The organism is Streptomyces sp. NPDC002730 (assembly GCF_042888805.1).
Classification (GTDB): Bacteria; Actinomycetota; Actinomycetes; order Streptomycetales; family Streptomycetaceae; genus Streptomyces.
Map to the genome: position 1 here is coordinate 1 of NZ_JBIAQG010000005.1, position 12339 is coordinate 12339.

The window sequence follows — 12339 nt, forward strand, 5'->3', positions numbered from 1 at the left end:
CGAACGCAAAGCCGACCACTTCCTCGCCTTCACCAGCATCGCCTGCACCCTCATCTGCTACCGCAGACTCACCAAATGAGATGACGTCTTAGGCCGCCCTCCGACGACGCGTGCGGGACACAAGCGCCGGAACCGTGCGAGCAGCCAGGAACTCGATCACGGCGCTCTCGGGGATGAGCACACGACGCTGATCCTTGACGTAAGTGATGCGCCGCTCGGCGATGAGGCGTCGCACAAAGCGCTCACCGCCAAGGAACTCGGCTGCCTCGCGCACCGACAGATGGGGTTCAAGCACGACGCTCTCCCGTCTCTTCAGGACCAGAGTCGGACAGCCCGGACAGCTCCAGTTCTGGCTGTCCGGGTCGTTCGTGCTGGTCAGGTGGGGTAACCGGACAGTCGGACAGCTGGGACACCTCTTGGGTGGCCTGTGTCCGGGTCTCGGTGTCCGGGTAGTACTGGCCACTGCCGTCCTTGGCGAGCTGGCCGTCAGCGGCCATGCGGGAGCAGGTTCGGCGCACGGTGTCCGCGTCGGCGTCCGGGAACGCTTCGGCGATGTCCTTGGGCCGGGCTCCCGGGTTCGCTCGTACGTAGCGCAGGATCGCGGCGCGGGTGTCGCCGACGGTGTGGTCGGTGGCGGGGCCGTCGAGCAGGTGCCAGGCTCCGGAGGCGTCTTGGAACTGGAGCGCGTATTCGGCTTCGTTCACGTCGCGTCCGGTGACGTGCAGAATGCCGTCTGCCTGCCCGCGGGCCCGCCTGTCGCAATGGGTGGACGACCATCCGGTCGTCTTGATCAACCAAACTGCGCCCGTTGATCGCCTGAGATTGACTCTGGGGCACGAGCTTGGCCACCTATGCCTGCACTCATCCGAGGTCACCCTCACGATGGAGGAGGACGCGACACGGTTCGCTGCGGAGTTCTTGATGCCGGAGGAGGTCATTCGCCCCCAACTCAGGAACCTCACGCTGGGGCGCCTCCATGACCTCAAGCGCGAATGGGGCACGTCGATGCAGGCACTCATTGAGCGGGCTCGCGACCTCAACGTGATCAGCTCCGACAAGCGGACCAACCTCTATAAAGCTCTCAGCAACAAGGGTTGGCGCACGCAAGAGCCCCTGAGCAACGAACTGATCCCCGAGGTACCTGCCTTGGCCCAGTCAATTGGCGAAGCCATGGCCAGCAAGGGGCTCACCCGGGAGGAGATCGCCTCGATCGCTGGGTTCTCGGACCCGTCCAGGAACACGACCTTTGTTGCCCAAGAGCGACGCCTCCGGGTGATCTGAGCTCCCGCCAGTAGGCGATGACAGCCGATTCGGAAGGCGACCTACAGACGGGCTGTACCCCTCGGGTGTTGCAGCCCGTCGGCGAAGCCGCCCCCTGTAGGTCACAGGAGCCGGAGGCGTCTTCCTCTTGGGTGGCTGGCTCAGGCGGCGCCTTGTCAGGAATGGTTCTGGTTTCTCCTGTGAAACGGTGCCCCGGCAGGGACGAGACACGGCAGGATGCTCGCTATGAGTGGCGGGGGGCACGGCCGGCGGCCGAAGCGCGTGGGTGTGTGGTACTTGCTTTTGTTGTTGCTAGCGGCTGTCGCGGCGCTGGCACTGGCCCGGCACTTCGGGTTGGGCACGGAAGCGACGGCGGTCGCCCTAATGCCTACCGTGGCGCCAGCATATCTGGCATGGAAGGCCTTCTATCACGACCGAATCGAAGCCGCTGTCGTGGACCTAGAGACGGTCGCGGATCAGCTGGCCCAGGCGGTACAGAAGCAGTGGGACCACGAGGCCGCTATCCGCCGGGTCAATGACCCGTATCCGTTGTCGGTCGCCTGGCGTCCTGCTGAGCCTGATCTGGTCGAGCCCTGGCCCCTGTTGGCCGAGGTGGCGCGCGCCTGGCCCGGTGGCCCGCCAGGGGATCCTGCCCGGTGGCCAGGGGACGCCGCAGGGCTGACGGGCGCTGCTGCGCAGATCGGTGAGGTGTTCACCCAGCGGGTACCCACCCGCCGCTTGGTGGTCTTGGGTGAGCCCGGCGCGGGGAAGACCGTGCTGCTGATCCGTCTGCTGCAAGACCTCATCGCACAGCGGCCGGACGGAGGCCTGGTGCCAGTGCTAATCTCCCTCGCCTCCTGGGATCCCCGCCAGCCCCTGCAGGGCTGGCTCGCCGACCAACTGCGCCGTAGCTACCCCGGCCTGCGCACCGCCGCCCCGCAGCCCATGGTTGGGGCGGACCCGGTCGACTTAGCCCAAGCCCTGTTGGATGCCCGGCGTATCCTGCCGCTCCTCGACGGCTTTGACGAACTGCCTCCTGCCCTGCACGCCTATGCGCTTGATGCGCTTAACCTAGCCCTACCCGCGAAACAGTCCTTGGTCCTAGCCAGCCGTGCCACCGCCTACCGCACCGCTGTGCAACGGTCCGGCGCCCTGGTTCGGCTCAACGGCGCTGCCGGTATCCACCTGCTGCCGCTCACCCCCGACCAGGCAGCCGCCTACCTGAGCCATGACGCTGGCGGCGAGCACACCGCAGCCGCCGACCGCTGGACCACCGTGGCCGCCCACCTGGGCACCGATACACCCGTCGGGGAGGCGCTGAGCACCCCTTTGGGCCTGTTCTTGACCCGCACCATCTACAACCCTCGCCCACACACCCCGGCCATCCCTAGACCCGTTCCGCATCCAGATGAGCTGTGCGATTCCACTGCCTTCCCCACCCGGGACGCCCTCAACACCCACCTATTCAACGCCTTCATCCCCGCCGCATACACCGCCCACCACACCCCCCCGTCTCGCTGGTCCGGGGCCCAGGCCTACCGCACCTTTGTCCTCCTCGCCCGGCACCTAGAGACCAATCGCGGCGGTAGCCCTGACCTGGCCTGGTGGGAACTCCGCCACGCCGTTCCCGCGTATGTCCACCGCCTCGCGGCCGGACTCACGTTCGGGCTTTTGTTTGGACTGACGTCTGGACTCGCATTTGGGCACATATTCGGACATGCGATCGGATACGCGATCGGGCTTGTATGCGGGCTCACGCTCGGGCTCGTCTTTGGACTCGTGTTCCCACCCGCAAGTGCACCAAGTGCACGACCGCGCTGGACATCCGGCCCGCTCATAGGCTCGCTCGCGTTCGGGCTCGCGGGCGGGCTCGCGAGCGCACTCACGGTCGGGCGCACAGCGGGGCTCGCGTTTGGGCTCCTGGCCGGGCTCACGGTCTGGCTCCCGGGCGGGATCGCGGCAGAAAAATCTGACCTGACCACCATGGTCGGACCCGCAGCGCTGCTCAACCAGGACCGCCGCGTCTTCCTCACGATCGGGCTCGCGGGCGGGCTCGTGTACGGGCTCGCTTTCGGGCTCGCGGTCGGGATCGCGTTCGGGCTCGCGGTCGGGATCGCGGGCGGGATCGCGTTCGGGCTCGCGTTCGGGATCGCGTTCGGGATCGCGCTGACAGCATGGACAGGCTTGGTAGTAGCCAGGTCGTACATGGCCGTGCGGCACAAAGTCCCTCGGGATCTGATGACGTTGCTCCGGGATGCGCACGAGCATCGTGGTGTGCTGCGGCAGGTTGGGGCGGTGTACCAGTTCCGCCACCTCGACCTGCAACGCCACCTCGCCCAGCAACCCTGGCCGCCCACCATCTGACCAATGCCTCGCCCCCGTGGTCAGCGATGTCACCGTGGTTCAAATCCCACACCCTCCGCAGGTAGGTCCACAGAAAAGACCCGGCCAGGTGCTTCGGTCGGGGGCAATCCGGGCTGGCGGCGGCCAGTGAATGACCGTCACTCCCGACCCAGCGTGATCCGAAGCGACGATCGAGGGGTTTCCGGGCTGTCCGACTGTCCGGTTAAAACTCTGACCTGGGAGAACCACCCGGACACTCGAATCAGAGGTTGTTCGGGGTGTCCGGTTACAGATGGCTGCAACATCCTCGAATGTTGCAGCCCGTCGGCAAAGCTGACCTCAATGGGCCGCAGGCGCCGCAGGCGGTTCCGCTGTCGAATCGCGCACCACTTCGCACCACTCAGGACGGACAGTCACGGTCAACTGCGGTGACATCGCGCGCTTGGCTCAGCCCTGAGCTACGAGGGTTCATACAGGTCAGCGTATGAAGCGGCAACGTCATTCTCTGGATTCCCAAGCTCAGAGCGCGGGTTCGATTCCCGTCACCCGCTCCATATGAAAGCCCCAGGCCAGCGGCCCGGGGCTTCTTTGTTGTCTAGGCCGCGCTAAACACCTTGCACCAGATCCGCACCAGAAGGCTTCTCCTTGCCCTTCTGCCGGGCCGCCCGCACCAGCTGGCCCAGCCCGCTCGCGACCTCCTGCTGACGCTCCACGTCCGAGTGCTGATAGATCAGGGCCGCCGCCGCACGCTGTGGCAGTGCTCCGGCCGACACGTTTGGTGGAAGTGGGCGGACCGCCCGGACGACCCTCTGAAGCCCTGCCTGCATCCCCAGCTCTTCCAGTCCTGGACATCTACTGCTGACATCAACGACGGCGCACAGCCGCATCCTTGGACGACCCAGTACAGCAGTCGGAGGCCCAGGCCTACGCGCAACAGAGGGACAGCGATCGAACTCCTAGAGCGGTGCTCACAGCTCGTGCCCGCTCCGTTCCCGACGGGTCGGTAAACCATGGTCAACAGCGGGTGCCAGGAAGAGCCCTAAGGTTAGCCCTGGCACCCGTGTACGCAGGTCAGGCCGCAGCCGAGGCCCCAATGCGCGGTGATTCCCAAGCTCAGGCCTCAGGCGAACGGCGAAATCCCCAAGCCTTCCAAGTGCGCGAGAGTTGCCTCAAGGCACGCGTCGGCGGACGCCTCATCTGACCTGAAGAACGACTCCGCGCCCAAGACACCACCGGAGACGATCACCATCCAGCGATGCCCCCGTGATCTCTCACCGTCAGCCTTGAAGACCACCGAGCACCCTCGCTCGGCTAGCCACCCCATCAGTTCCACAACGTCCACATCCGCCCCTCCAGGGGGATCATGCCAGCCACGGGGATGCGGCATCGTCGGGCAGTCTCGGGGCCCTACGAGGGCGACCAGGCGGAGCGACTGCACTGAGCACGCGGCTACAGCAGCGCAGTACCGCAACTGCAGCAAACGTCCCCGTCCAGCCAGCTGGTGCGGGCCGCCAAAGACCGCCTCTGAAGCGGTCCCGGGCCGTCGCGGGGCTACCACGGTGGCGGCTTGCGCCCCTAGTAACAGCACTGGTTGGGAACGCCTAGCAGCGGGGCAGGGTGCCGCTCTCCTTGGTGAGTTTGGCGCTGTGGGCCCAGCCTTCGGTGTTCGTCCCATCGATACGGGCGTAGATCCACTTGTTGCCGTAGGCGTTGGTGATGTAGCAGTGGTAGTAGAGCTTCACACCGGTCTTGACCGCGGTCACGTACTGGCATTCCGAGTACGGCCCGGTGTAGAGGTGGGACGTCTCGGCCAGGTAGCCGTAGCCGTCGCTGCGGTTCTCGTGGCCCCAGCCGGTGCAGGCCGTCGACACCGGGGTGGGCTCCTTCACCGTCGGGCTGGGCTTGGTCTCTGGAGAGGCCGACGGGCTCTCGGTCGGCTTGTCGCCTTCGACGCCGGGCTTCTTCGTGGGGCCCAGCTCCTCGTCCTCGTGACCGTCCGGCTCCTCCGAGGTCGGCGGCTTCGAGGACGTGCCGGGAGAACCGGCGGACGACGGGGTGCTGCCCCCGGTCGGCCAGGGGCTGTCCGTGGGGGAGCCGACGCCGGGCGGCGTCGCCTGTGCGCCGTCCGTGGTCGTGCCGCCCTGTCGGGCAGTCAGGGCGTAGGTGATGCCGCCGCCTGCGGCGAGGAGCACGACGGCGGCCGCTGCCGCGACGACGGTGCGGTTGCTGCGGCTCCGTGCGCGACGGGCTGACGTCCGGCTCGTCTCGGGAGCGGGGACTCCGGCGTGGCCCGCGACCGGCGCGCCGTGCTGCGGCAGCGTCGGCGGCAGGTCGGGCTGCGCGTAGCCGGCGTGCGGAGGCTCAGGCTGCGGGGCGGGCTGGGGGAACAGCGGGGGACCGAACCCGGGGGGCGGTGCGGCGGCGGCCGCAGCCCCGGGACCCACCGTGGGAGCGGGAGCGGGTGTCGGCGTCGGAGCGGCGGATGCGAGGTGCACCGTCCCGCCCGAGGCGACGCGCTCCAGCATGCCGCGCGCCTGTTCCGCGGTGGGCCGGTTCTCCGGCTCCTTCGCCATCAGCGCCTGGAGCACCGGGGTGAGCGGTCCCGCCCGGCGGGGCTCCGGCAGGGGCTCGGTGACGATCGCCGAAAGGGTGGACCACGCGGACGTGCGGCGGAACGGCGAAGTGCCCTCCACGGCCGCGTAGAGCGTCATACCGAGCGACCAGATGTCCGACGCGGGACCGGGCTCCCTGCCCTGCGCGCGCTCCGGCGGCAAATAGTCGAGGGAACCGACGAGTTGACCGCTCTGGGTCAGCTTGGCCATGGCGTCGTCGCCGGAGGCTTCCATGCTGGCGATGCCGAAATCGGTGAGCACGACCCTGCCGCCGTGCTCGATCAGCACGTTTCCCGGCTTGACGTCCCGGTGGAGTACGCCGGCCCGGTGCGCGGCGTCGAGCGCGTCCATCAGCTTGGCGCCGATCGCGGCGGCTTCGTGCGGCTCCAGTGTGCCGCGCTCCGTCAGCACGTCGTCGAGCGAGGGCCCGTCGACGAGTTCCATGACGATGACCGGGAGGCCCTGCTCCTCGGTCACGTCGTGCACGGTGACCACGCCGCTGTGCCGGATGCGGGCGGCGGCCTGCGCCTCCCGCTGCATCCGGGTCCGCACGTCGGCCAGTTCGGCTGCGGAGGTGTCGGTGAAAGCCCGCAGGACCTTGACGGCGACCTCTCGGTTCAGGAGTTCGTCCACCGCCCGGGCGACCACTCCCATGCCGCCGCGCCCGATCATGGAGGTCACCCGGTAACGCCCGCCGAGTACCTTGCCCGTCAGCTCTCCGCCATGCGCTTCCCCCGCGGTCACCGCACGCTCCGTTCCGTGGTTGTTCGTGAACCATCAATCCGAAGTCCTCAAGGGTAGAGGCAGGGGCGTGAGGGGAATGCGGCGGCCGTGCGCAGGTATGTGGCTGCCCATCAGGGTTGTTGCCCATGGCGGGCACGGCGGTCCCTGGCCGTGCGTCGCCACCGTCGCCGCCCGGCTACGCCGCCAACGTATGGAGGCCGCTCGCCGTGATCTCGCCGACCCCGCCCTGTGCGGTACACCCATTCATGCCATTGCCGCACGGTGGGGCTTTCCTCGCGCCGCCGACTTCAGCCGCGCCCACCGCACCGCCTACGGCACGACACCCAAGGGCTACCGGCACCTGGCCCTCCACAACCCCGAGGAGGAGTGGACTCATTGCTAACAGGACTGTGTACCCAGCGCTCATGACCTTCCCGCCATATCCGAGCATCCTGGAGGGACATCCGTCGCTCAAAGCGGTGCTCTTGCTCTGCTCCACGGATGGCCAACCTGGGCGGCGTGATGACGGGCTCTACGTGCACGGACCAGTGCGCGCGTTCACGGAACAAGGGCGTCAGTCCTTCGACCGTGCCCATGACGGGGAACGGGGAACCACGCATGAAGATGAGCAAGTTGGCGGGGGTCGGCATCGCCAGCGCCGCGCTGATCGCCACCCTGCCCGGCGGGATCGCCACGGCCGACACGCCCAGCTCGGCCGAGACGGCCGCCACCGCGCGAGCCACTGCAGCCAGCGGCTCCGCATCCCCGGGTTTTTCCCACTCACTGCGAGGGAGAGCGTAAAGATCCGCAAGACGAAGAAGCTGAACTCCACGGCCGTCGGTCTGCTCCCCAAGGGCAAGCACGGCCGCGAGTGCAGGAACGACGGATCCAGCTTGTCCGGCCAGGCCTACAACCTCTGCGGCAAGAAAGACAACCAGTGGAGCCACCTGGAGTACCGGGGAAATGAGGGCTGGGTCCCCCGCGCGTGCATCAAGGACCCCTGGGGCTAGGACCGGGCACCCGGACGCCTGACAACACAGGTGCGCCCCGAACTACGTTGATCATCAAGCACCGGGCGGGGCGCACATTCCAACCTGAAAGGCACACACCTTGCGTATACGCACCGACAAGCTCACTGGAACGTACATGAAGCGTAAGTTGCGCATGACCGCTGTGGCCGCTCTGGCGGCCACCGGAGTGGCCCTCGGCACCGCCGCTGCCTCGCCTGCCGTGGCCGCCCAGACCAGCCAGGCGAAGGCCAGCTGCTGGGGCGGGTATTACGTCAACAAGGCGGACGACATCGTCGGGGACGTTACCTGGTGCCCGAACGGCGACACCGTCTCGATCAAGGACATGACGGCCGACGGCTACACCATGGGGGTCCGGGTCTCCGACGGCAGCGGCAAGTACCGCTGGTGCAAGGCATCCGGTGTGGGCAAGACGACGCGATGCAACTTCGACCTCCGCGAGAACAAGACAATCACCATTCGCGGATACCTGGAGCGGAAGGGCCACGCGACCATCTGGGTCAACACCCACACCTACTCCAACTGAACACCTGGTCGGTTCACTTGAGCCGGTGATACTCCGACCCGGCGCGCGGCCCTGTCGAGGACGGCAAGGCCGCGCGCTGCCGCGCGTTGGCCTGAACCCTCGTAGCTCCCGCCCAGTCATCGACTCGGCCGCCGCAGGTGGGTCATCGAGCGCACCCGGTCCTGGCGACCGGATACCGCCGACTCAACCACCGCTACGAACACCACCCCTGCAACTACCTGGCCATCCTCGGCCTCACGGGCGGCCGGATGGCAGCTTCCGTACCGCACCAAACGTGCGCCGCCTGCCCTTTTTGTTGGCCATCAGGCGGCCCTCCCGTAGCGGGAACGGCGGCGGCGGACCGGCTGGATGGTGTTGGCGTCGATGAAGGCCGCCAGCGCGCTCTCCGGGATGCGGACATGCCGACCGACCTTGACGAAGGTCACGCGCCGTTCGGCAATCAGGCGACGGGGGAAGCGCTCGCTCGTGCCCAGCCGGTCGGCAGCCTGCGCGACGGTCAGAAGCCGCTCAGCCATGGGTGGGTTCTCCTTCCGTGCCGAGGGCGGGGGCGAGCGAGGCGGATAGCCATTCCTCGCCGCGGGTCAGGCCGATGCCGGCGAACGCCCAGTGGGCGACGACGTATGTCGTCTCGTCGTCCTGGTCGACCTCGACCGAACGGAACTCCTCGGACAGAGCCGCGAGCGCTTGAGCGCGCCTCCATTCCGCTCGGGCATTACGCAGCGCGCCGAGGGTGGTCGAGTAGCGGCGCGTCTTGGTCGAGAAGTGGCCGCGGAAGCCGCGCATGTGAGCCCAGGCCCTCAGCCGCAGCTCAGCCAGATCCCTGCGCGCGCCGAGCAGCCAGGCCGTTCGGATCATCTGTCGGGCGTGGTCCGTGATGCGCGCATGGGCGAGCTCGGCAAGGAATTTGATGGGCCGGTCCAGGGTGCCGGTCGCTGCCTCTGCGCCTTTGGTGGCGTTCTTGGCGATGTACGCCGCGACGGCGCGTTGACGGAATGCCGGGGTCTATCGGCGGAGCGTGCAGGCCACCACGTCGCCCGCCCGCTCCTCCCGGTCGGCAGTTTGGCCGTAGGAGTCGCTGCGGATGTACACACGGTGCAGCCGCCGGTCCTGGCCGTCCCGGCGCGGCGTGAACGGCGCCCGCGCGTGCGCCTGGTGCGGAAGCTGTCGGCGATCAGCACGTCGCCTGGGGTGAGGGAGACACCCTGGGTTGACCTCGTCGAGGGCTTTCGACGGCTCCGCGTCCGCCTCGGCGTCCCGGCCGGGGTTCGCCTTGAGAAGTTCACGGTCGTAGCCGGGCAGTGGATCAGGCAGGCGGCCCCCACAGGAACCTGCGGGGGCCGCCTGCTGCTGGTCAGCTCTGCAGCTCTCGCTTGTAGTTCTTCACGATCGACACGACCGGGTTGTCCGGCAGAGGCTTGCCGGGATCCTTCACGGTGAGTTCAGTGGGCCACGACGTGCCGGGGTAAAGGGCGACCGCCTCGGTGTCGACTCGTACCGTCGCGTCGAATCCGCCCGGCCCGGTGATGCGTACCTCGACTTGGTAGAAGGCTCGCTCCTTGCCGCTGTTGGTGATGCTCAGCGGCACCGTCAACGATCCCCTGTCACGACGGGGCTTGAAGACCGTGACATCGCCGCTCACAAGGGCTGGCTGTCCGAACTCCTCATTGCCTTGAGCCGTGCCGGTCGGTGTGCTGCGGGTGATGGGGTCGCCGCTGGCAGCCGCTGCCCGCCGCTCGTCGATCTCGGCGCTGATGCGATCCTGCGCCGCAGGCTGAGATGACGACGGTGTGGGTGCAGGCGTCGCCTCGGTGGATTTTGAAGGCGGCTCCGCCCCTGTCGCTGACTCTGCCGATCGACCGACAGACGGGGGTCCACTGGGCGTAAATGAACCGGGCGGGCCGCCGGCCGTTCTGTCGCTCCCCCCGTCCCCTCCGGTGAGAACAAAGACCGTTCCAGCTGCTATTGCCGCTGTCAGCACCAGGGCTCCGCCCCAGGCGACAGTCCGGCGGCGCGGCGCGGGCCGCCGCCTAGTTGCACGAGAAGGCATATTGGGAGGTGTAGTTGATGAAGTTCGACATCCTTGCGGTGACGGTGGCGCACACGGGGTACTTGGTGTAGACGGGACCGGCGTACTGGCTGAACGTGCCAGTGTCGGAGTCGCACTTGGTGCCCGGGTACCCGTCGCAAACCTTCGCCGTCATACTCTGGGCTCTGCCCGTGTTGTTGTCGAAGATGAGGCACCCGCCTGCCTGACTGTTGTAGGTGAACACAGTTGCAAGGCGCAGCCTGGGGTCAGTACCCACCGGCAGCGGTATGGCTTTGGTCAATGTGTACCCCGAGCCACACGCGTTCGCTGCAGCCGCGACTTCACCCGGGTTGGCCACGGCGAACTCGCGAGTCTCCGTGGACACCTCGACGGACACCTTCACGTCGGTGCCAGTGGGATCCTCAGCGGCGGACGCCTGAGGCGCAGCGACAGCCAGGGCAGCGACGGTGGTGGCGGCGGCAACCGCTAAGCGAGTGGTGGATCTGGCTATGGCCAGCATGTAGGTCCCCCTCATGAATGCACCAAGTGCAAACGAATGATCTTGACCGGATCGGCAAGAGGCCATTGAAGGTTGCCCGGACTTCCCAGACCCCCAGTCCGCGTGCGCCCTCTCACGACCAGACGAGAGCCTAGGAGGCGCTCGTGCCGTCCCCAAGGGGTCTAGACCGGCCATCGCCTCCCTCGCGGCAATTGCAGCTACGGAGAGCTACGTAGCACACCGGCGCTCTAGCTATACGCGGCATTTAGGCCGCCGAGCGTCACCTGGAGCCACACGAAGCAACGGGACATGTCCTGCATCACATGCCCATCAAGGGGCTTCCTGGCACCACCCCCGCCACGCGTCGAAAACGTTCTCGCTAGCCAAGCCGACGCCCTACATGTGGATTTGACCCTAAATTCCCCTCTGCCTCAGCGCGCGACGACGAGCGAAGCTCGACGTCCACTTCCTGAGCGCGCCGGATACCTTCTGCACGTTGAGGCTGGAAACGGACGCAACCACCCTCTGCCGTGGTGGATACATCCACTCACAGTGATCACGGTTGCACCGTTAGTGATCGGTCGATGGCTGGAAGAACTCAGCCGCACGCTCGCCGACTGCGACCGCCACCTCTTCCGTGCTCGAACCGGCCCCGCCCTCACCTCCGAGCTTGTCGACATCACCGACGTGATCCTCGACAAGGTCACCGTCCTGCGGATGCACGGCTCGCAGATGCACCCGGCCCGGAAGATGTACCGCCCGATCCGGCACGCCTGGACCACCTTCGCCGACCTCCTGGCCGGCACCGGCACCTACGCGGAACGCTTCTACCGGACGGAGTCGCGTGAAGAGCATCGCCCTCGAAAGGCCCTCGTACGCCGGGAAGTGACCGTGCACCGCGCGCCAGGGCGAAAGCCGGACCGGCCCGTACCGAGCGCATTCCCTACCACCGGCTCCTGTCGACCGGCACGGTCCTCGGCGGCATCTCCAGTGCCTTCGGGGTGTCCTGGGCGCTCAAGCACGGCCTCCGACTACACGACGGGCTTTCTCGTCACGGCCGCGTGATGCTGCTCACCGGAGCGTTCGCGGTCCTCGCGATCCGGCCGGAGATGGACGCCCGGCGCCTCAGGCTGTGATCAACGACACACGCGCACTGCTGGTCACTCTTTGCTCGCCCGTCCGCGAACCACTATCCACGACAACACCGTTGAGCAGCCTGGCCGACAATCCCTCCCGGCGGGCCGCTCGTTGATGATCCTGAAAGCCCATCGATCACCTTGGGGTACGGGGGCCGAGTCGGCCATGCCGAAGGTGCAGACCAG

At 67.4% G+C, this 12339-nt stretch carries 14 protein-coding genes and 1 pseudogene; 6 read left to right on the top strand and 9 right to left on the bottom strand.

Going from position 1 to position 12339, the window contains the following annotated elements; translation table 11 throughout:
* Positions 1 to 88 precede the first annotated feature (88 nt).
* Positions 89 to 295: a helix-turn-helix domain-containing protein gene (locus ACFYXH_RS13595; protein WP_389562268.1), complete on the bottom strand. Its 207-nt coding sequence runs from the start codon at positions 293 to 295 to the stop codon at positions 89 to 91.
* The gene (locus ACFYXH_RS13600) at positions 288 to 704 is read right to left on the bottom strand and encodes a hypothetical protein (RefSeq protein ID WP_389562269.1); all 417 of its coding nucleotides are present in this window, start codon (positions 702 to 704) and stop codon (positions 288 to 290) included. The genes ACFYXH_RS13595 and ACFYXH_RS13600 overlap by 8 nt, the downstream gene beginning before the upstream one ends.
* Positions 705 to 726: 22 nt before the next feature.
* On the opposite strand from ACFYXH_RS13600, the gene ACFYXH_RS13605 reads away from it, so the two are divergent.
* Complete coding sequence (locus ACFYXH_RS13605; protein WP_389562271.1) at positions 727 to 1281, top strand: ImmA/IrrE family metallo-endopeptidase; 555 nt, start codon at positions 727 to 729, stop codon at positions 1279 to 1281.
* 372 nt (positions 1282 to 1653) lie between these two features.
* Positions 1654 to 3624: an NACHT domain-containing protein gene (locus tag ACFYXH_RS13610; protein ID WP_389562272.1), complete on the top strand. Its 1971-nt coding sequence runs from the start codon at positions 1654 to 1656 to the stop codon at positions 3622 to 3624.
* Between the two features lie 584 nt (positions 3625 to 4208).
* Here ACFYXH_RS13610 and ACFYXH_RS13615 read toward each other — a convergent pair.
* The 3 genes from ACFYXH_RS13615 to ACFYXH_RS13625 form a co-directional block, all read right to left on the bottom strand.
* Positions 4209 to 4376: a hypothetical protein gene (locus tag ACFYXH_RS13615; RefSeq protein ID WP_389562274.1), complete on the bottom strand. Its 168-nt coding sequence runs from the start codon at positions 4374 to 4376 to the stop codon at positions 4209 to 4211.
* Positions 4377 to 4723: 347 nt separating this feature from the next.
* A complete protein-coding gene (locus ACFYXH_RS13620; protein ID WP_389562276.1) occupies positions 4724 to 4945 on the bottom strand; it encodes a hypothetical protein in 222 nt (73 codons plus the stop codon).
* 259 nt (positions 4946 to 5204) lie between these two features.
* A complete protein-coding gene (locus tag ACFYXH_RS13625; RefSeq protein WP_389562277.1) occupies positions 5205 to 6959 on the bottom strand; it encodes a serine/threonine-protein kinase in 1755 nt (584 codons plus the stop codon).
* Positions 6960 to 7056: 97 nt separating this feature from the next.
* Here ACFYXH_RS13625 and ACFYXH_RS13630 point away from each other — a divergent pair, with 97 nt between their 5' ends.
* The 3 genes from ACFYXH_RS13630 (at position 7057) to ACFYXH_RS13640 (ending at position 8492) form a co-directional block, all read left to right on the top strand.
* Positions 7057 to 7341 (top strand): helix-turn-helix domain-containing protein, encoded by a 285-nt coding sequence (locus ACFYXH_RS13630; RefSeq protein WP_389562279.1) that lies wholly within the window; start codon positions 7057 to 7059, stop codon positions 7339 to 7341.
* 215 nt (positions 7342 to 7556) lie between these two features.
* A complete protein-coding gene (locus ACFYXH_RS13635) occupies positions 7557 to 7739 on the top strand; it encodes a hypothetical protein (protein WP_389562280.1) in 183 nt (60 codons plus the stop codon).
* 345 nt (positions 7740 to 8084) lie between these two features.
* On the top strand, positions 8085 to 8492 hold the full coding sequence (locus tag ACFYXH_RS13640; RefSeq protein ID WP_389562282.1) for a hypothetical protein: 408 nt from the start codon (positions 8085 to 8087) through the stop codon (positions 8490 to 8492).
* 302 nt (positions 8493 to 8794) lie between these two features.
* On the opposite strand, the gene ACFYXH_RS13645 is transcribed toward ACFYXH_RS13640, so the two are convergent.
* The 4 genes and pseudogenes from ACFYXH_RS13645 to ACFYXH_RS13660 form a co-directional block, all read right to left on the bottom strand.
* Entirely contained in the window at positions 8795 to 9007 is a 213-nt protein-coding gene (locus tag ACFYXH_RS13645; protein ID WP_389562284.1) for an excisionase family DNA-binding protein, read from the bottom strand.
* A pseudogene (locus tag ACFYXH_RS13650) lies at positions 9000 to 9479 on the bottom strand (replication initiator); the annotation flags it as partial. The pseudogene ACFYXH_RS13650 and the gene ACFYXH_RS13645, both read right to left, overlap by 8 nt.
* 364 nt (positions 9480 to 9843) lie before the next feature.
* A complete protein-coding gene (locus ACFYXH_RS13655) occupies positions 9844 to 10131 on the bottom strand; it encodes a hypothetical protein (RefSeq protein ID WP_389562286.1) in 288 nt (95 codons plus the stop codon).
* A 388-nt stretch (positions 10132 to 10519) separates the two neighbouring features.
* Entirely contained in the window at positions 10520 to 11038 is a 519-nt protein-coding gene (locus ACFYXH_RS13660; RefSeq protein WP_389562288.1) for a hypothetical protein, read from the bottom strand.
* Positions 11039 to 11590: 552 nt separating this feature from the next.
* Between ACFYXH_RS13660 and ACFYXH_RS13665 the strand changes: the two genes are divergently transcribed.
* A complete protein-coding gene (locus ACFYXH_RS13665; protein WP_389562289.1) occupies positions 11591 to 12082 on the top strand; it encodes a hypothetical protein in 492 nt (163 codons plus the stop codon).
* Positions 12083 to 12339 lie beyond the last annotated feature (257 nt).

Coding starts and splice junctions, on each gene's coding strand:
- ACFYXH_RS13660 (WP_389562288.1), bottom strand. CDS start 11,038: ATGCTGGCCATAGCCAGATCCACCACTCGCTTAGCGGTTGCCGCCGCC.
- ACFYXH_RS13635 (WP_389562280.1), top strand. CDS start 7,557: ATGAAGATGAGCAAGTTGGCGGGGGTCGGCATCGCCAGCGCCGCGCTG.
- ACFYXH_RS13640 (WP_389562282.1), top strand. CDS start 8,085: ATGAAGCGTAAGTTGCGCATGACCGCTGTGGCCGCTCTGGCGGCCACC.
- ACFYXH_RS13630 (WP_389562279.1), top strand. CDS start 7,057: ATGTGGCTGCCCATCAGGGTTGTTGCCCATGGCGGGCACGGCGGTCCC.
- ACFYXH_RS13605 (WP_389562271.1), top strand. CDS start 727: ATGCCGTCTGCCTGCCCGCGGGCCCGCCTGTCGCAATGGGTGGACGAC.
- ACFYXH_RS13645 (WP_389562284.1), bottom strand. CDS start 9,007: ATGGCTGAGCGGCTTCTGACCGTCGCGCAGGCTGCCGACCGGCTGGGC.